We start from the raw sequence: 19,666 nt of genomic DNA on the forward strand, positions 1-19,666 counted from the left end.
AAGTTTAACCGTCCTCCCCCCTCAAACGGCCCGCGTGACAACGCATTCTCCGGTCGCCAGTGACATCTGGAGCTTGTCCCCCGGCCCCAGCGTGCGTTTGGCACCCTCGATACACACCTCAATGGGATTGGCGTTTCCGGCGAACAGCTGCAATCCAATGCCGTCCGTGGTGACCTCGACATCCATCCCCTGATCACGGAAGTAGAGCCGGAAGGAAATGTGCGGCAATTCGAGCGGCAACAACGGATGCAGCCAAAGCGTGCCGTTGCGGGTTTCCACCCCGCCGTAGCAGCGCAGGACCATGTCGGAGGTGCCGGCCATGGCCCCGAGGTGAATACCCTCGTGCGTTGTCCCGCCCTGAGTGTCTGCGATATCGCATTCAAGCGCCTGCGCGAAGAGCGACCAAGATTGCTCCCTGTCGCTGCGTGCCAGCACCCAACTGTGCGCCAGGCGGCTCAAGGTCGATCCATGGCTTGTCCTAGAAAGGTAGTACTGAATGGTCCGCGGCAAAAGATCCTGCGGCAGCGGGTAGCCGAGCCGGTCAAATACATCCTTCAGTTCCTCGGCGGACAGCAGGTAGAACAGCATCAACACATCGGCCTGCTTGGAAAGCTTGTAGCAGTTGGTGCTGTCGGCCTCCGCCTGCAGGATCAGGTCAAGCCGTCCAATGTCACCGTAGCGGGTGCGATAGACGGCCCAATCGAATTCCTTCAACTCTTCATAGCCCTCGAACTGGCTGATGATGCCGTCCGCATGAAACGGAACCCGCAGTCGGCGGCTGATCTTGCCCCAGCGTTCGAGCTCCCCTGCGTCCAGGGACAACCGGGTGCATATTTCTTCCCGGCGCTCGACGTTCAACTGGCCGATGGCTTCCGCCGTCTTTGTTAGCACCCAGGACACCATCACGTTGGTATAGGCGTTGTTGCGCAGGCCTTCACCTGGCCGGCCCGGATAGCCGTCATGGAATTCGTCGGGACCCATGACCCCTGTGATATCGAACCTGTCGTCCACGGCGTCGTATGCGGCCAGAGCGGCGAAGAACCTGGAGATTTCGATGAGGATCTCCGCCCCGTATTTCTCAATGAAATCAAGATCGCCACTTGCTTGGTAGTACTGCCAGACGCTATAGGCCACTGCAAGACCGACGTGGCGCTGCCGATGGGAATGGTCCGGCATCCATTGCTGGTCGCGAACATTGAAAAGCGCGGCAGGAGTTTCTTCGCGTCCGTCGCTACCGCTTTGCCAGGGAAACATTGCTCCCGTCAGGCCCACTCGGCGGGCCGCGGCCCGTGCTTCATCGAGACGACGAAATCTGTAGAGCAGTAGCGAGCGCGTGAGATCCGGCCTTCGCAGGGTGAGCATGGGGTAGATGAAGAGTTCGTCCCAAAAAATGTGTCCGCGGTAGCCTTCTCCGTGCAGGCCACGTGCCGGAACCCCGGCGTCCAGATCCGGTTCGGCCGCGAAAACGGTTTGCAGCACATGGAAGATGTTCAGGTTGAGGTCCTGCGATTGCTGGATCCCGCCACGCATAATGATGCCGAATCTGTCCCACAAACCTTCCCAGATCCTGCTTTGGGACGCCGCAAGAGAGCCCGCATCCGGTGCACTTCTGATCTTGTGGATTGCGCTTAACGCCGCGGTGGATATCGCCCTGTCGCGGGACGTGGCAACCGCGGCGAGTTTTTCAATGACAACCGGCCGGCCGGCTTCGACAGAAAATACAAGTTCGCGCCCCACCAGGTTCCCGTCGGCGAAGAACCGGCTTGTATGGGCCGCTTTGTTGCCGTCTTCATCAGTCAGACGAGTCCGCAATGCCGTGGCAATTCCGATCTCGGACTGGCTCGTTCGCGATTCCAACAGCACAACCTCATCATCGAGCGTCGTCCCCGCCACGACAGCAAGATGATGGGCGGTGAGCTGCCTGTCAACGGCGGCATTTCGGTTCTCCACGCCTCCGTTGACGGCAGAAACAACCATGATTTCACCTGACCAGTTTTCGGCCTCAACAGTGGTTTCCAGGCAGGCCAAATGCCGATGTGCCAACGACTGAAATTGGCGGGAAATCACACTGGTGGTGCGGCCATCCGAGTCTCGATAGCGATTCATGCGGGTCAAGATCCCACGGCGCAGGTCCAGTTCCTGCCGATGGCACAGCATTTCCGCCTGCCCGGGGCGCAAAACGGGACCGCCCACCGCCCGGACGCTCAGGAAGGTCCAGTCCGGGGTGTTGACCATGTGTTCGGATTCGTCGCGGCGACCGGCCAAGTCAGTGGTCACCCTGTTGAAGACGCCGGCCAAATAGCTTCCGGGGTAGTGGGTTTCATCCGCCACGCTGCCGGGGAACGAAGCGCGGGTGGCCCAATAGCCGTTCCCCAGCGTGCACAGTGCCTCACGCCGCCCTTCCAACACCGGGTCGAAGCCTTCGTAGGTCAGCAGCCACGGGTCCAAAGCGCCGACGGGGTGCTCGACTTCTTCCAAAGCCCGAAGCGTAGATTCCGAAACGATGTCCTGCATCTTTCCAACCCCCAGGTCAAGAGCGCGCAGGTCAGCCACGATGACGTCCGCACCCGAGACACGGCGTGTGTTTGACCAGGTCGACCTGTCGACCTCGGCCACCAACGCGAAGCCACCTGCAACGCCTGCCTCGACCCTGTCCTCCCCGTGGACCACGACGCCAGTTCGTGCAGGCCCGACCCCGAGCCGTCGTGCCGCATCCAGGAACATGTCCGGGAAAGCACTGTCCGGGAGCGACAAGTTGGCCCCGCCGAGACAAGGGACCACCACCGTGAACTGGTCAAGGACGCCTGCCGAAACCATTGCTTCCCGGCTGACGCTTCTGGTTGCAACCAGTGCCGTCGGTATCTTGGCCTCTGCAAGGCGGCGCAACAGGGCCAACGCGTCCGGGAAGACGCGTATTTCCTCGTGGGCTTGCAACGTTTCGAAGATCTGTCGCTTGAGACTCGCCAGACCATGAATGCTGAGAGTATCCGCCGCGTCCCCGGGAATACCTTCGGACAGATCGACGGCTCGCGAGGTGAGAAAGTCCCTGAGTCCGCGCTCACTGCTTCGACCGTCGAAAAATCTCCCGTAGTCCTGATCTATATCGAAACCACGGTCAGCAATTCCTGGAATTTCCTTCAGGATCTTATCGACGAGCATCTTCCACGCCAAGGAATGCAGGTGCGATGTGTCTGCAATGACTCCATCCCAGTCAAGAATGACTGCGGCACAGGCTCCCATCGGAGATCTTCCACCATGACGCGCAGGCAGATTACGAAGCTTCATGGGACATGACACCCCCGGGGCCCGTTCATCAGGACCTGATCGATCCGGCGACACTGAACCGGGCAGCCCGGCGATGAACGTGGTGGGGGCGGCCGCGTTTGCGGATCGCCGGAGCCAGTTGGACAGGTCTGGAGAAGAACCAAACCTTGGCACACTCCACTATGACCAGGTAGACCACTACCAGCGCCAGCAGGGACAGGAAAAACGGCACGGGCAACGGATCAAAACCCAGCACCCCGGCCAGCGGGGAGAACGGAAGGTAGATGCCCAACGCCACCACTCCGATGGCCGCCCAAAGCAGCCCGGCCGAGGGCTTGCTGCGCAGGAACGGCACCCGGCGGGTTCTGATCGCAAATATTATCAGGGTTTGCGTAGCGATGGATTCAATGAACCAGCCCGCCCGGAACTCCCCCGGTGCCGCGTGGAATGCGAAGATCATAAGCCCGAAGGTCGCGAAGTCAAAGAGCGAGCTGATGGGTCCAAAGAGCAGCATGAAGCGCCGGATGAACGAAATGTCCCAATGCGAGGGCGCGAGCAGTTGTTCCTTGTCCACCCGGTCCCCGGGGATGGCAAGCTGGCTGGTGTCGTAGAGCAGGTTGTTGAGCAGGATCTGTCCCGGCAACATGGGCAGGAAGCTCAAGACAACGGAGGCCGTCGCCGCGCTGAACATGTTGCCGAAGTTGCTCGAGGTTCCCATCAGCACGTACTTGATGGTGTTTGCAAAGATCCTCCGGCCCTCCCGAACGCCTTCGGCCAGGACGCCCAGGTCCTTGTCCATCAAGACGATGTCGGCTGCGTCCTTGGCGACGTCCGTGGCACTTTCAACGGAAATGCCGACGTCGGCTTGGTGGAGCGCCAAGGCGTCGTTGACTCCGTCTCCCAGGAACGCGACGGCACGGCCCTGTTGGCGCAGAAGCCTGATGAGCCGTGCCTTCTGTTCCGGGGACACCCGGGCGAAGATGCTTGCATCTCTGGCAGCCTCGCCGAGTTCCTGGTCGCTCAGGGCATCCATCTGCACACCGATCAGTGTCCCGCCCAGCACCAGCCCCAGATCCCTGCACACTTTTTCCGCGACCCGGGCATTGTCCCCCGTGGCAATCTTTACGGTAATGCCCAAAGCTGCCAGATCGACAAGCGACTTCTTCGCGTTGTCCTTTGGCTTGTCTTGGAAGACGAGGAATCCTGCCAAGTGAAAACCGTGTTCGTCGGCGGGCCCGATCTCCGTCAGGCCGGTGGCCGGACGGGTGGCCACCGCAACAACCCGTGCACCCTGGTCGTATTGTTCATCCAGCAGGTTCTGCGCAGTAGGTGGAACCTCGATGCACAAACGCATGACATCCTCCGGGGACCCCTTGCTGACAATGCGTCGGTTCCCGGCCGAGTCAGTAACCAGGACGCTGGTCATTCGACGCTGGTGGTCAAAGGGAACGATGTCCAGCCGTTTCCAGCAACCCGGCTCAAAGTCCCTGGCCTGCCCCGAATCCCACAGTGCGGCGTCCAAGGTGTTTTGCCCCACGGTCGAGACAATGTCCTGTGCGTAGTCGACCTCCGTGGACAGCAACCCCATGACAAAGAGTTCCTCCGCCGGGATCGTCGAAAGCACCGGCAGCGCAATGGTGAATCCGATGCGCCCCTCGGTCAAGGTGCCGGTTTTATCCGTCACCAGCACATCCATGTCGCCCAGGTCCTCGATGCAGACCAGCCGCTTGACCAAGACGTTCCGCTTGGCCAGCGCCCTGGTGCCGGCGGCCAGGCAGGTGCTCACCACCGCGGGCAACAGCTGGGGCGTGATGCCCACGGCTATGGCAAGGGAGAACAGCAACGAGTCGATCAACGGTCGCCCCAGGAGCAGGTTCGCAATGAAGATGAGGCTCGTCAAGACGACTGCCACCTGCAAGAGAAGATACGAAAATCGTTTCAGGCCCAGCTGAAACTCGGTCTGGGGATGGTGCTCGCCCAGCCCCAAGGCGATCCGACCGAATTCGGTCCGGCCGCCCGTGGCCACGACGATACCGACGCAGCTGCCGGATTGAATCACGGTCCCCATGAAAACGCAACAGCTTAGGTCCCCCACTGACACCTCACCGCTGACGGGCGCGGGATTCTTGTCCATCGGAAGCGATTCCCCGGTGAGGATGCTTTCGTCGCACAAGAGGTCATCACAGGCAAGCAGCCTGATGTCGGCGGGGATGATGGCACCCAAGGCCAGCCGCACCACATCGCCGGGAACGAGGTCCACAACATCGATCTGGCGCGCGACGCCGTCCCGAAGAACCACAGCGGTGTGAGTGACGCGTGAGTGAAGAGCCTGCGCTGCGCGTTCGGCCCGGAACTCGTTGCTGAAGCCCAGGCCAACACTGACCGCCAAGATCACGGCGATAACCAACGAGTTCGTCTTGTCCCCCAGAAACAAGGACAACCCTGCGGTGACAATCAAAAGGACCAGGATCGGGCTACGCAGCTGCCGCCACAGGACAGACCACGGGTTGGTTTTGTGGGTTCTCAGCGCATTGGGGCCCACCACGGCCAAGCGGCGCGCCGCTTCCCCGTCGCTCAGGCCTTTTTCGCTGGACTTCAAGTCCAGCAGGACCCGTTCCACGGCTTGCCGGGCAGCACCATCCATTGAAAGCGCCAAGGCATCCGCTGTTTCAGGGCCTGCCGACTGGACCATGGTTGGTTTCATGCCCCGTTCCCCCGGCTTCCGGCGCCGTCGTCGCGGGATGGACAACAAGAATCGGGCACGCTGAATGCTCCGTGCAAGCAGAGCTGCCGGATCCCAGCAGCAAGCCGGCAAATCCCCCATGACATCGCGAACCGACAACAAGCATGACGGCCGACTTGTTTTGCTCGATCAGGACCTGTGCGGGCTGTCCCTGGAAGCACTTGCCAACCAGGCCTTCGGGCGTGTGCTCGCCGAAGGCCTCGGCGAGCACATCCGCCAGGATCTGCTGGGCATCGGCTTCGGGGTTCCAACACGGAAGGGCATAGGCACCCCACGAGGTCTCGAAGTGCCAGGTCGTGACGGCCACAATGACCGCGTCAAGTTGCGGCGCCAATTTGGCATCCCATTTGAGGGCCTTCGCGGAACAGGCCGAATCGTCGACCCCCACCACGATTTGCGGACGCTCGCGGACCTTCGGGTCCTCCATGGCATCTACCGTCTTTCGCTTATCCGCATGATTCAACGGAGTTTTCCCGCCGAAGAAAAACGCACAGAACAGCCCGTCCCTAAACATCAATCTTTTATGCCCCGTGGAGTGGTTGAACAGGGCACAAGGTCCCTAACCGTCCTGCTTGATTCATGCAAAGGTGGAAGCGGCGGAACGCCCATCCATCGACTCGAAGAGCCCGTCAACCGGGCAGGGATCCAACACATCCAAATGGAGCACCCATGATGAACCGGTTCGATCGAGCGACTCCCCAGGTGCACGAGGTCAACGCCCTAACCGGCGACGCCGAGGGGCTCGAACTCCTGAACAGATACTGGGATGCGGCCAACTACCTGACGGTGGCGCAGATCTACCTCCAGGAAAATGTCCTGCTCCGCGTCCCGCTGGCTGCGGAGCACATCAAACCGCGGCTGCTTGGACACTGGGGAACCAGCCCAGGGCTCTCCTTGATCTACGTCCATCTCAATCGGCTCATCCGCAGGTCCGGCGCCCAGGTCCTTTTCGTTGCGGGTCCAGGTCATGGCGGCCCTGCCGTGATAGCAAATCTCTACTTGGAGGGGACCTATTCCGAAATCTATCCCGACGTCAGCCGCGACCTGGCAGGGCTTCGGAACTTGGTTCGGCAGTTCTCCACCCCGGGCGGCATCCCCAGCCACGTGGGGCCGGCCACCCCGGGTTCCATCCACGAGGGCGGGGAGCTGGGCTATTCGCTGGCCCACGCCACGGGTGCCGCAATGGACAACCCTGAGCTCATCGTGGCCTGCGTGATCGGCGACGGTGAGGCCGAAACCGGACCGCTGGCGGGTGCGTGGAAGGCCCCGGCCTTCCTGAATCCTGGCAGGGACGGAGCTGTCCTGCCGATCCTTCACCTGAACGGATACAAGATCTCCGGCCCCACGGTTCTGGGCAGGCAGTCCGACGAGCAGGTCGTGTCACTGCTGCGGGCCCATGGCTGGGATCCGGTGGTTGTCGCCGGCGATGACCCGGCGCTGGTGCATGCGGACCTTGACCGGGAGCTCGGGAACGCGCACGCAAGGATCATCCGCATCCAGGAGCAGGCGCGCCAGAACGGGACTGACGGGCCTTCCCGTTGGCCCGCCATCATCCTGCGTACACCTAAGGGCTGGACAGGACCGGACTTTGTTGACGGTGTTCCGGTCGAAGGCACGTTCCGATCCCATCAGGTCCCGTTGGGCGGCGTCCGCGAAAAACCCGCCCATCTGTCCCAACTTGAGACCTGGCTGCGTTCCTACAAGCCGGAAACGCTTTTTGATGCGGACGGACGGCTGGTGCCGGAGCTTGCGGCTCTTGCCCCGAAGGGAAATTTGCGTATGGGTGCCAACCACTGGGCCCACGGCGGCACCACGATGGATCCGCTGCCCCTGCGTCCCCTGGAAAACTATGCCCTTGACGTCGGCACACCGGGATCCACCAAGCACGAGACCACCATGCCGCTGGGTCAAATGTTCCGGGACATCTACACCGACACCGCCCGGGACCCCCGTTTCCGGCTGTTCAGCCCCGATGAAACCAACAGCAACAGGTTGGGCGCTGTCTTCGAAGTGACAGACAGGTGCCTGATGACACCGGCACGGGACGGCGACGACCATCTGTCCCCGGACGGACGGGTCATGGAGGTCCTCTCCGAGCACCTCTGCCAAGGCTGGCTCGAGGGCTATGTCCTCACCGGACGGCACGGGTTCTTTGCCACCTATGAGGCGTTTGCCATGGTAGGCGCCTCAATGACCGTCCAGCACGCGAAATGGCTCCAGCACTCCCGCGACCTTCGCTGGCGGCAGCCCGTGCCGAGCCTGAACATCCTGCTGACCTCGACGTGTTGGCGCAACGACCACAATGGCTTCAGCCACCAGGGACCGGGCCTGATCGACACCGTGCTGTCACTGTCCGGTTTGGTTGTGCGTGTCTACCTTCCACCGGACTCCAACACGCTGTTGGCAGTCGCCGAACATGTTCTGCTCGGCATGAACCACCTCAACCTGGTGGTGGTGGACAAGCAGGCGCACCCGCAGTATCTGAACATTCAGGACGCCCGCCGGCATGCCGCGGCTGGCGCCTCGATCTGGCACTGGGCCGGAAACGACGACGTACCCGGTGGAAGGAGCGCTTCCGGGGGCGCATTTTCCGACACCGTTTCCTCCATCACGACAGCGGACGAACCGGTGCCTGCCACCGAGCCGGACATCGTCATGGCCTGCGCCGGCGACGTTCCCACGGAGGAAACGTTGGCCGCGGCCTGGCTGCTTCAGCGCCACGTGCCGGACCTGCGAGTCCGCGTTGTCAACGTGATGGACGCGTTCGTGATCCCTCCCCGCGACGCCCACCCCCACGGGCTCACCGACGTCAACTTCGAAAGGCTTTTCACCTCCGACCGCGAAGTGGTCGTGGCTTGGCACGGATACGCCCGAGCCTTCCACCAGCTGCTGCACGGGCGAAGGCACCCGGGCCGGTTCCACGTCCGCGGCTACAACGAGCAGGGAACCACCACCACGCCGTTCGACATGGTTGTCCTCAACCGCATGAGTCGCTACCACCTTGTATTGGAAGCACTGAACCGGGTCGGCGGCGGTTTCGAAGGTGCCCCGGAATTGGCGGAGCATTGCCGGGCAATGCTTGCAAAACACGCGGCCCATATCCGACTGTACCTGGAGGACATGCCGGAAATCCGCGACTGGGTCTGGTCCTCGCCCAGGGCGGGAAGGAACAGCTCCAGAGGGGAAAACCCGTCCTAGAAGTGCTTGGTTACGTCTATGGGTCGGAGCGGTCGGCATTGCCTTGACAGTTTGCTCAACGATGAAATGGCCGCGGTCCACGGCCTACTTGACGGGTTCGTTCGGGCGGTCGTTGCCTCCCTGCCGCGCAAGGACCAGCGAGGCAAGGGCGCCTTGTATCTGCAGGGACTGATGCTCGACGGGAAGCGCAAGTCGATGCGGCCCATGGGCGAACACCTTGGCATCGACTACCAGCAGCTGTAGCGGTTCGTTTCCTCCTCGCACTGGCCGGCCGAGCCGGTCCGCCGGAGCCTGGCCGGCAAGGCCGTAGAGCCGATCCGGCCCGAGGCGTGGGCGCTCGATGACACGGGCTTCAAGGAGGACGGTTCCGCTGGACCCGGAGTGGCACGCCAGTACTCGTGGTGGCACGCCAGTACTCGTGGTGGCACGCCAGTACTCGGGCACCCTGGGCAAGATCGGCAACCGCCGGATCGGCGTATCCGTCAACGCGGTCACCGATTCCGCCTCGTGCCCGCTGGACCGGTGCCTGTTTCTGCCATAGGCCTGGGACGACACCTGCCATGACACCAACGAAGACGTGGACCGGGCCGCGGACCGGCGGGCCAAGGCGCAGATCCCCGACACGGTGCGGCACCGGCCCAAGTGGAAACTGGCCCTGGAAATGATCGATGATCTGGCCCGCTGGGGATGTTCGCCGCAGCTGCTGGTCATGGACGCCGGCTGCGGTGAGTGCGGCCCGTTCCGGTCCGCGCTCACCGAAAGGGGCATCCCGCATGTGGCCTCGGTGAAGAACCTGGCCGCACGGCACGAGAACCGGCCCGGAAACCCGGACGCGCCCATGACTGGACGGTTCGCCGCCCTGCGGGTCCGCCCGTCCAACCGCAACATTCCGCAGGACTGCGGGGCCCTGCCGGTCGAATGGCTGGTTGCTCAATGGCCGGAGGACTCGGCGGAGCCCACGGACTACTCGCTCTCCACCCTGCCCACGGGCACTCGCTGGCCGAACTCGTGCGGCTGGCGAAGATCCGGTGGCGGATCGAGCACGACTACCGCGAACTCAAGCACGGCCTGGACTTGGACCACTTTGAGGGCCTAACCTGGGCCGGCTGGCACCACCACGCCACCCTCATCACCGCCGCCCGCCTCGTCGTCACGACCATCTGCCTGGCCGCCAATCCAAAGCCCCCGTCTTTTTTAGTTCCTAACCCGAGCCCCATGGGCAAGGTGCGGGGTTGCCGGCCTGTCGGTCCCGGCATGATCCACTCCCCCTGTCATTCCATGATCCGGGGGGCCGTCACCAGGACCGAAAGGCACCGGGGAAATCGCAAATAGGGGCCGGATCCGAACAAGACAGCACCCGTCCAATTGTCGCTCGTAACGTGGATGCCCAGCCGCGGAGCCACAAGGCCCTGCCGCAGGACGAAGGCAAGCTCAAGACCCTCATCAAGTCCCTGTCCAAGCACGGACAATTGCTCTTCGTGGTGGACCAGGCGGCCACCATCGGCGCACTGCCGGTCGCCGTCGCCCAGGCCCAAGGGATTCTGGTGGCTTACCTGCCCGGGCTGGCGATGCGCAGCATCGCCGACCTGCACCCCGGGGAAGCCAAGACCGATGCCCGCGACGCGTACATCATCTCCAACGCGGCACGCACCATGCCGCAGTCGTTGCACACCGTGCAGGTCCCCGAGGAACACGTCGCGGAGCTGAGCATGCTCTGCGGATTCGACGACGACTTGGCCAAGCAAGCCACCGCAACCTCGAACCGGATCCGCGGGATTCTCCTGCGATCCACCCGGCCCTGGAACGGGTCATCGGCAAGCACCTTGACCACCAGGCCATGGCCGAGCTCCTCGCCAAATACCCCCCCGATGTCCTGCGCCGGGCCGGGCATGCCCTCGTGGAAACCCTGTTGCGCAAGCACGCACCCCGGGCCGGACGAGGGTGGACCCAGGAAATCTTCGCTGCCTTGAAGCAACAGACCGTGGTGGTATCCGGGACCACCGCCGCCGGCATTGTCCTGCCCGAGCTGGCGGGCATGCTCACCAAAACGTGAGCGGCCCGGTCCGCGGTGCTGGCACGGGTCGGATACCTGGTCAAGGACCACCCGCTGCACGTGTTGCTGGATTCGATGCCCGGGGTCGGGATCCGCACCCAGGCAAGGATCCTCACCGAGGTTGTCGGCAAGGAGTTCGCCACCGCAGGGCACCTGGCTTCCTCCGCCGGGCTAGCGCGGGTGACGTGGAGATCCGGGACCTCCATCCGCTTGCGACCATTCCTCCCGCAAGGGCAACAAGACCCTCAAACGCGCATTCTTCCTCTCCGCGTTTGCCTCGCTCAAATGCAAGGACCATACGTCCAGGTCCTACCACGACAGGGAACGGGCCGAGGGCAAGAAACACAACCAAGCCGTCGTGGCCCTGGCCCGACGCCGGTGCAACGTCCTGTTCGCGATGCTGCGTGACGGCACCGTCTATGAGGCGCCGGAGGCCATCGCCGCCTAACGCCGGCCCCATTCGCGGCACCCGCTATCCGGTTCACGACAACCGATCCGGACCGGGCCCGCCAACCCGTTCGATGCAAATTCTCCTGATTATCTGTAGGTGGACAGGGGGCCGGACTTGCCTAAATGAACCCCGAATGCTCCCTTGCGCCCAATGTTGTCATGTACCAGTGATCGAGAATCAGGGCTTTCGACTCTTACCTTGTTCAACCCTTGCGCAGAGTCTTGAGTTGTTCAGTTGTTCGGCATCTCTCTCAGAGGCTGAATTCCTACCTAAACGTTTGAGGAAATGACCATGCCGCTATCTGACCACGAGCAGAAAATATTGCAGTCATTGGAAAAGGACTTGTCAATACAGTTTCCCCTGCTTGAAAAGAAGATGAAGCGCTCTGATACACGGTTCAGACCAAGTTTCATCGTGGGTACCGGAATACTCTGCACAGTAGTCGGGCTGGCGTTCGTGATCATTGGTTTGGGCATCGGCTCCGTACTGCTGAGCGTCATTGCCTTCGTAGTGATGGGCGCTGGATCCTATTTCGCGTCAAGGTCCGTCGCTCTTGCCCGCCTTCGCCGGCATCTCCAGCACGCTCAGCCGCCTCCTGCATAGCCCCAATGGTTCGGCAAACATGGGCCATCACGGGGTTATCTGGAACGTACCAACGCAGAATCTTGGCAGGAGCTTGCACGGAACATTCTTTCACGCGAGCCCCAGAAAAACGGTGACGGCGTCGATCGCTTCCGTACCTTTTGTGTTTCTGTTGCGAGCTGCATCGGATGAAAGTACCGTCCAGAATTTGTAAATATCTACGGCCAGCACGCCACCGTGGAACAGTAGAAATCTTGTTGATCCGCGGCGTTTGGTGTTCACCCGATCCGAGCCAGACGAACCTGTTGCTTTCCACCACGCCTAGTTCCAACTAAGTCAGCCCTATTCCTCGGTTATCCTCTCCAATCCAGCTGAAAGCGGTGCTGTCCATTCAAAATGAGTCCTGTTTTCCTTGGAACTCTTCGCAAAAAAGTTCCGTTCAGATCCTGGGCGCGCGCCTTCATGTTGTCGAAGCCGTTCCGGCCCTTGAGCTTGCTAAAACCACACCCGTCATCGACAACTACGACAACGACATTGCCCTCGACGGCGTCCACGCGAATGCTGATGTTCTCCGCCTTCGAATGGCGAACAGCGTTGCTCACACCCTCGGATACGACCGCGAGAATGTGTCCGTCCATCACGAACGGGACAAGTTCGTCGACGGCCGCTCCCACATGGAGGCTGGGCGCAAATGACAAAGCCCTGGATAGTTCTCGGACCGTCTGACTGATTCTCGTGCTGAGAAATTGGGCCGTTTTTGAAGGCGCTTGAAGCGAGTAGATCGTCTCCCGCAGTTCAGTGATGGTTGAGTCAAGTTCGTTCGTGATGGCCTCGATGCGTTCGAGCGCCACAGGGTCGACCATGAAGCGTGCAAGGCTTTTGGTGCTGAGCCCGGCGGCAAACAGTCGCTGGATAACGACATCGTGCAGGTCCTTGGCGATGCGGTCCCGGTCCATGAAAACCGCAAACTGCTCCCGGAGCCTGTACACGCGCATCAGTTCCAGGGCCAAGGCCGACTGGGAACCGCATTTCCCGGAAAGGGTGATCTCCGCGTGACCGTATACCGGTGCCCCCGGTTGACGTGCCAGAATCAGGAGATCACGGCCGGCTTCGCTCGAACCCAAAGCAACCAAGAGGGCGGGGCCGATCTCAGACGCTTCCACGGTGTCTGGTAGATACTCCGCCAGATTGAATGTCACGGGGTGCATTTCGTCGAAGACACTCTTGACAAGCCCCTCGCCTATGCAGAACGACCGATGCATGAACTCCGGAGCAAGGGCGCCAGCTCCTGCAGAAACATGAATGCTTCCATCATCGTCGGCACAGATTCCGACCAGGGCCAAAACGGAGGACGAAGCCTCCAACGCCTGGCGCGCGACAATCGTCTTGCCCGACTCCAAGTCCTCGATTCCTTTGTCCATCATCCGCACTGCTACCTGCATGCTCGCTTCCATCCACCGTGTCCGCAAGCGGGCTTCGTCAAAGAGCTTGGCATTTTCTATGGCGAGCCCAGCCGCAGCGGCCAACACCACGGCCAAGTCCTCGTCGTCGGCGGTGAAAGTTTTGCCGTGCCGCTTTTCCGTGAGATACAAGTTTCCAAATACGACATTGTGGACGAGGATGGGCACTCCCAAGAAGGATTGCATGGGCGGATGGAAAGTCGGGAATCCAACGGATGCCGGATGGTCGTGGAGATCATCCAGCCTGATCGGCTGGGGTTCGTCAATCAAGACGCCAAGGACACCGTGACCGGTGGGCAACGGTCCTATTCGTTCGGCCAATTCGGGCTCTATCCCCTCAGTGATGAAATGGCTCACTTCCTTGCCCTCGCGAATGACCCCCAGTGCACCGTACTTGGCATCCATAAGCTTGCACGCAGACTGAATCATATGCTGAAGAACTGCAGTCAAGCTCAGTTCCTGGGAAATGGTAATGACCGCCGACAATAGCCCCTGCAAACGCGTCTGCGATTGCACCAGTTCCTCAATGCTGGCCACAAGTCCGTTGCGAAGATTCTCGATCTCTGCGGCCGATGTAGAGGAACCCGTCCCTGAAGAGCGATCTTCCATCGAAGGAAATTCCACGGCGTTTCTCCGTCCAAGGGAAACAAAAATTCCATCGACCGACTAAGACGGTCTGCCAGAGACAAACACAGGCTACGCTCGGCAGCGCCAAAACTCCATCAACTGTGGACCCGGCGACCGAAGCATCAAGGAACGTTCTCATGCTTACTCGGGGTTCCTGGCCAGAATGACGCTTCTTGAAGCTCGAAGTCGTGGCAGAATCCAGCATGTCATTTTTAGGGGTTTCAGGGACCTGCTGGGAATCTGTCCGGCGAAAGGAGCACTCACGCGAAACGGCGGGAGGTGGTGTTGGTCCGACGCTGTGTTTCCGCATCCAGGTGGCCGCCGTCAAAGTGAGGATGGCAGTTGGCGAACCGTAGCCAGGTCGGTGCGTCGCAACTCCCAGGCTGTACAAAATAGTGCATGGACCACGAAACGGTGTGTCCGGCACTCTCCGATGAACGGAACATCGTGGCGCAGGGACCGCTTGCTTTCGGCGCGGCGGGACGTTCGGCCCTATCGGCGAACTGATTGGGGGCGCTTACTGATACCAGTGCTTCTGCCGTTTTGGGTAGGGCACACCCACCCCTACCAAGCAGGAGGAATCGCCATGAGTGAAATGCTACGCCGGTCGCCGTTTGAGGCATCGCGGTCGCACGCACCTTTTGATATGCCCTCGAAGTCCCCGTTCGGCATGCTGGACTCCCTCCAGCGCCTCTTTGACAGCGACATCGAAAAGTCCACCATGCGGGTCGAGGAAATCGTGGAGGACAACACCCTGGTGGTCCGGGCCGAACTGCCCGGCATCGATCCCGACAAGGACGTCGAGGTCTCGGTTGAGGACGGTGTCTTGACCATCAGCGCCCGCCGCGAGGACAAGTCGGAGACCCGCCAGGAGGGCATGTACCGCTCCGAGTTCCGCTACGGATCCATGCTACGGAGGATCGCGCTTCCGGAGGGGGTCAGCGAATCCGATGTGAAGGCATCCTACAAGGACGGCATCCTGGAGGTCCGTACACCGATGCCGGCCAAGAAAACGGCCCCCGCAGCCACCAAGGTGGCCATCACCCGCGACTAGGAAAGTTCCCGGCACAGTCGGATCGATGGGAGAGCTCCCAGAAAGCCAGGTAACCATGCACAGCGAAACAGCCACCGACCGAACAATTCAAGACGCGGTCGAATCCGAACTCCGGTGGACCCCGGACGTCGAAGCTGCACACATCGGGGTGAGCGTGGACGACCACGCCGTCACCCTCACCGGTGAAGTGGGCAACTACCCCGAACGGCTCGCCGCACGGCGGGCCGCATTTCGAGTCAAGGGGGTGACCGCCGTCGCCGACGAACTCACCGTCCGCTACAACGGCTCCCCCAGGACCGACAGTGATATCGCCGAGTCCGTGGCCCACGTACTGAACCACAGCGCGGTCATCCCCCAGGGAACGATCAAGGCCGATATCCGCAACCACGTGGTGACCCTGACCGGCACGGTGCCGTGGAACTACCAGCGCGAGGCAGCCGCCAAGGCAGTCGGCGCAATCGCCGGCGTAAAGCATGTGGAAAACCAAGTCAACCTCTCTGTCGAGCCCTCAGCAGCCGTACTGGCAGACAAGATCAAGGACGCGCTGGCCCGCAACGCGGCCCTGGATTCACAGAAGGTCAACGTGACCGTCGAGGGCGACCGCGTCACCCTGACCGGGTATTTGCCGTCCTGGATCGAGAAGAAGCAGGCGGGACTGGCGGCATGGTCGTCCCCTGGCGTCGGATCAGTGCATAACAAGATCAAGATCGGTGCATAACAAGATCAAGATTGGTCTGGGATAGCCACGTTCTGTGGCGGGGCCTTATCCCCGCCACAGAACCTTTTCAAGGTCTTCCGGGTGGGGAGGAACTCGTCCAGCGTTTCGTCGATTTACCCGGGAGGACTTCTTCAGTTTGCGCGCCGATTTCCTGTCCAACCCCCCGCTGCGCATCCAAGAGGCCGGGGCCGTTCCCCGGCCAGCTTCGTTCAGGTCCCCGGACGGCCAACCCCGAAGGCGTGTCAATATGGCCCCTATCCAGCTTTCGAAAGCGTATCCCTGTTGAAATGTGTGCGAAACGGACAAATACCTTGTCTATGAAAAAACCCGCAAGGCACAAAAGAGCATGGCGTCGAGGCGCAGATGCGGAAATTGCGAGACTTATTGCGGATTCAGTACCGCCCGCAGGCCACGTGATCCTCATCCAGTCCGTATTCCCGGAACATCAACCTATTCCGGGTAGGTGATCAATGTTCACTTCACACGGTCTTCAACGAAAGCCATACGCCAATTGGCAGGGCAATCAATCGGAAGCCATGCTTTCTTGGGAGATTCGTCCTGACGGTCCTCCCCTCCACCGATATGAGGCACCCCCGGCCTGCCCGCCCGTGGACAACCGGAAGTCGTCAAGAAAAAGCGGAGACGCACTACACGTACATTATCTGTCTGTGATGCCACAGCCCGATGCCCTCGATCGGTCGTCGACTGACATCACCGCTTTTGCGGCGTTTTCCTTCTTGTCGTTCCGCCGGCGCAGGGTGTATTTCAGGAGCTCGTCACTACCCCACACCAGGAAAGGAAAGGGCAACAGCAACGCTAGCTGCCAAGGCTCGGGAACCGTCGTTCCAAAAATCGCCTGCAACGGTGCGATGAAGACGATGCCTGCCGCGAAGACGAGTTCAAACGCTATCCCCCACAGCAGTAGCCTGTTGGTGGTCAGGCCGATTCGGAAGAGCGAGACCGTGTGGGTTCGGGCAGCCATAGCGGTTCCCAGCTGACAGGCGACAATCCCTAGGAATGTCATGGTGGTAGCTTGTTGCCAGACCAAGTACAGGTGCCCCGTTCCGACATCTGCTCCAAATGTCCATCCTCCGGCAATCAGCGTCATCAGGAAGACTCCGGTCACGAGCAACGCAGATACTCCGCCCAAGACAACCCAGGCACGGACAAGCATCAGGGTACTGATGACGTTTTCCCTCGGCGGCCGTGGCGGTCTCTTCATCAGGCCCGGTTCAGGTGCCTCCCGACCAAGAGCCAACGCCGGCAGCGTTTCGGTGAAAAGGTCGATTGCGAGGATCTGCATCACCGTGAGTGGCAGCGGTATCTGCCCGCCTGATGCAGCATAGATCAGGAACGGGATGACTTCCGGAGTGGCATGGGCAAAAATGTAGACGATGAATTTCCGGACGTTGTCATAGACGCGGCGGCCGGCCTCGACGGCGCTGACTATCGACGAGAAATCGTCATCGGTGAGGACCATTGTCGCCGCCTCGCGTGCCACCTCGGTTCCCGATTTGCCCATTGCAACGCCGATGTCTGCCCGGCGAAGAGCGGGCGCGTCGTTCACGCCGTCACCGGTCATCGCCACCACATGTCCCAGGTCCTGGAGCGCATCGGCGATCCGGAGCTTGGCCTCGGGCGAGCTCCGGGCAAAGACGATCTCCTCACCGGCTCCCAGCAAGCGATCCAGTTCTGCCTCGCTCATCCGATCCAGGTCGTTGCCGTTGATGACTTGAAGACCGTTGGTACCGATACCGACGAGGCGGGCGATTCCGGCGGCCGTGAGCCCGTTGTCGCCGGTGACAACGATCAGTTGGATACCGGCTGTGTGGCACTGCGCCACGGCTTCGACTACCTGTGGTCGGGGCGGATCCATCATTGCGGCGACGCCGAGGAAGGTGAGGTTCTTTTCTGCCTCCTCACGGGAGGGGCCCGGGGTTGTACAGGCCACCTGTGGCCTGTCAGCCACGGCGAGCACCCGGAGTCCCTGCACTGCCCAATGGTCGACCACAGCGGCAATCGTCCTCCGGTCTTCCTCCGTCAGGGGCCGGTCGGTCCGAGCGACCGCGATGCGCGTGCAAAGCGCAAGGATTTCCTCCGGAGCTCCCTTGGAATGCAGGACCGTTCCGGATCCGGTCCGATCCACCGTGGACATCCGCCGCAGGACGGGATCGAAATGGAACTGGGACAGCCGTTCGCTATCCAGGTCGTCGACGGTGGTCCCCAGGAAATCCGCCAGATGCAGCAACGCCAGTTCGGTCGGATCCCCAGTCTCTTTGGCCCCGGAAGGGCCCTCGAGGCGGGAGTTGCTGCAGGCCACCGACGCCACCGCAAACCGTCCTGCCGCAGACCCCAGGACGGCCGAGGGCATCCCGGGACGCACGTGCTGGCCTCCGTCAGCGGTCCAGAAGTTGCTGACTTGCATGCGGTTCATGGTCAAGGTGCCTGTCTTGTCGGTGCAGATCACGCTCGTGGAGCCGAGGGTTTCAACCGCAGAAATCCTTTTCACGAGCGCTCCGCGTCGGGCCAACACACGCACGCCCACCGCAAGTGCCAAGGTGATGGTCGGAAGCAGGCCCTCGGGTACGTTCGCTACCAGCAACCCGATCGCGAAATTTAGGGTGTCGCCGAAGGCCAGCCCGCCCAGCAACATGCCCACCGGAATGAAGGTTGCGCCCATGGCCACGGCAACGACGGCGATCAGCCGCGCCACCCTGGTGACCTGCCGCTCCAAGGGGCTTATATCCTTCCCGACCCGCTGGGAAAGCGCTGCGATCCTGCCAAGCTCCGTGCGCATGCCGGTCGCGTAAACCAACGCGGTCGCTCCGCCGCCGATGCAGCCGGTGCCACTGAACACCACGTCCCGTGCCTGCAGCAGCGGCACCTTTGCATAGGGGTTGTCTTCCGCGCTCCGAAACACGGGCAGCGACTCTCCGGTGAGCATGGAATTGTCCATCTCCACGGATCCCGAGACAAGTCGTGCATCCGCCGAAACCCTGTCACCCTCCCGGACCACCATCACATCGCCGGGTACCAGACGCGTGGCATCGACCAAGACTTCCGCACCTTCACGAAGAACCCTGGCCTGCACCGGGAGATACGTCGACATGGCCTCCACCGCGTGCTCGGCGTGTCGTTCCTGGAAGAACGCAAACAACGCGTTCATGACAACCACCGCCACGATCGCCACGGCCAGCACCGCAGTTCCCGTTGCGAACGCCAGCATCGCCGCCACCCACAGTAGCAACGCCAACGGATGGACAACCTGCCTGCCCAGTTCGCGCGGCCAGTTCCGTTTCCCTCTCCGGCTGAGCTCGTTCAGACCAAACACCACAAGTCTCCGGGCTGATTCCCGTTCGGACAAACCCTCACGACGACCACGAAGATCCCGCATCAACCGTTCAAGGGGTTCCTGCGGATCTGGTGGCTGTGGCACTGCATCATCTTGGCCCGCCATTCCCGGAGACGGCGCACGGTCGGGGATGGGTTCATGCTTGTCCATCTCAGTCCTCCCAC

9 protein-coding genes and 2 pseudogenes are annotated in these 19,666 nt (G+C 61.5%); 6 read left to right on the plus strand and 5 right to left on the minus strand.

Annotated features, from left to right (window positions below):
* Window positions 1–21 precede the first annotated feature (21 nt).
* From JOF47_RS08715 to JOF47_RS08725, 3 genes are read right to left on the minus strand one after another with little or no spacing between them, the layout of a single operon-like run.
* Entirely contained in the window at window positions 22–3,285 is a 3,264-nt protein-coding gene (locus JOF47_RS08715) for an HAD family hydrolase (RefSeq protein WP_342592743.1), read from the minus strand.
* A 28-nt stretch (window positions 3,286–3,313) separates the two neighbouring features.
* Window positions 3,314–5,968 carry a magnesium-translocating P-type ATPase gene (gene mgtA, locus JOF47_RS08720; RefSeq protein WP_245356319.1) on the minus strand — a complete coding sequence of 885 codons (2,655 nt, stop codon included), beginning with the start codon at window positions 5,966–5,968 and terminating at the stop codon, window positions 3,314–3,316.
* On the minus strand, window positions 5,934–6,434 hold the full coding sequence (locus tag JOF47_RS08725) for a universal stress protein (RefSeq protein ID WP_209997205.1): 501 nt from the start codon (window positions 6,432–6,434) through the stop codon (window positions 5,934–5,936). The genes mgtA and JOF47_RS08725 overlap by 35 nt, the downstream gene beginning before the upstream one ends.
* 242 nt (window positions 6,435–6,676) lie before the next feature.
* Here JOF47_RS08725 and JOF47_RS08730 point away from each other — a divergent pair, with 242 nt between their 5' ends.
* From JOF47_RS08730 to JOF47_RS08760, 4 genes and pseudogenes are all read left to right on the plus strand, one after another.
* Window positions 6,677–9,205 carry a phosphoketolase family protein gene (locus tag JOF47_RS08730; RefSeq protein ID WP_377737883.1) on the plus strand — a complete coding sequence of 843 codons (2,529 nt, stop codon included), beginning with the start codon at window positions 6,677–6,679 and terminating at the stop codon, window positions 9,203–9,205.
* 51 nt (window positions 9,206–9,256) lie between these two features.
* Window positions 9,257–10,363: pseudogene (locus JOF47_RS21870) on the plus strand (IS701 family transposase); the annotation flags it as partial.
* Between the two features lie 245 nt (window positions 10,364–10,608).
* A pseudogene (locus JOF47_RS08755) lies at window positions 10,609–11,706 on the plus strand (IS110 family RNA-guided transposase); the annotation flags it as partial.
* Between the two features lie 288 nt (window positions 11,707–11,994).
* A complete protein-coding gene (locus tag JOF47_RS08760; RefSeq protein ID WP_209997209.1) occupies window positions 11,995–12,312 on the plus strand; it encodes a DUF3040 domain-containing protein in 318 nt (105 codons plus the stop codon).
* 332 nt (window positions 12,313–12,644) lie between these two features.
* Here JOF47_RS08760 and JOF47_RS08765 read toward each other — a convergent pair whose 3' ends face one another.
* On the minus strand, window positions 12,645–14,375 hold the full coding sequence (locus tag JOF47_RS08765) for a GAF domain-containing sensor histidine kinase (RefSeq protein WP_209997210.1): 1,731 nt from the start codon (window positions 14,373–14,375) through the stop codon (window positions 12,645–12,647).
* Between the two features lie 589 nt (window positions 14,376–14,964).
* On the opposite strand from JOF47_RS08765, the gene JOF47_RS08770 reads away from it, so the two are divergent.
* Together JOF47_RS08770 and JOF47_RS08775 are read left to right on the plus strand one after the other, a co-directional pair.
* Window positions 14,965–15,432, plus strand: a complete 468-nt coding sequence (locus JOF47_RS08770; protein WP_209997211.1) for an Hsp20/alpha crystallin family protein — start codon at window positions 14,965–14,967, stop codon at window positions 15,430–15,432.
* A gap of 55 nt (window positions 15,433–15,487) precedes the next feature.
* The gene (locus tag JOF47_RS08775) at window positions 15,488–16,150 is read left to right on the plus strand and encodes a BON domain-containing protein (protein WP_209997212.1); all 663 of its coding nucleotides are present in this window, start codon (window positions 15,488–15,490) and stop codon (window positions 16,148–16,150) included.
* A 658-nt stretch (window positions 16,151–16,808) separates the two neighbouring features.
* On the opposite strand, the gene JOF47_RS08780 is transcribed toward JOF47_RS08775, so the two are convergent.
* Entirely contained in the window at window positions 16,809–19,652 is a 2,844-nt protein-coding gene (locus JOF47_RS08780; RefSeq protein ID WP_342592744.1) for a cation-translocating P-type ATPase, read from the minus strand.
* Window positions 19,653–19,666: the final 14 nt, after the last annotated feature.

It is taken from the genome of Paeniglutamicibacter kerguelensis, from assembly GCF_017876535.1.
In the GTDB taxonomy this organism is placed as follows: Bacteria; Actinomycetota; Actinomycetes; order Actinomycetales; family Micrococcaceae; genus Paeniglutamicibacter; species Paeniglutamicibacter kerguelensis.

Bases quoted from the DNA above. Each gene is read 5' to 3' on its own strand.
- JOF47_RS08715 (WP_342592743.1), bottom strand. From the start codon at position 3,285: ATGAAGCTTCGTAATCTGCCTGCGCGTCATGGTGGAAGATCTCCGATG.
- JOF47_RS08780 (WP_342592744.1), bottom strand. From the start codon at position 19,652: ATGGACAAGCATGAACCCATCCCCGACCGTGCGCCGTCTCCGGGAATG.
- JOF47_RS08730 (WP_377737883.1), top strand. From the start codon at position 6,677: ATGATGAACCGGTTCGATCGAGCGACTCCCCAGGTGCACGAGGTCAAC.
- mgtA (WP_245356319.1), bottom strand. From the start codon at position 5,968: ATGAAACCAACCATGGTCCAGTCGGCAGGCCCTGAAACAGCGGATGCC.
- JOF47_RS08725 (WP_209997205.1), bottom strand. From the start codon at position 6,434: ATGGAGGACCCGAAGGTCCGCGAGCGTCCGCAAATCGTGGTGGGGGTC.
- JOF47_RS08760 (WP_209997209.1), top strand. From the start codon at position 11,995: ATGACCATGCCGCTATCTGACCACGAGCAGAAAATATTGCAGTCATTG.
- JOF47_RS08770 (WP_209997211.1), top strand. From the start codon at position 14,965: ATGAGTGAAATGCTACGCCGGTCGCCGTTTGAGGCATCGCGGTCGCAC.
- JOF47_RS08775 (WP_209997212.1), top strand. From the start codon at position 15,488: ATGCACAGCGAAACAGCCACCGACCGAACAATTCAAGACGCGGTCGAA.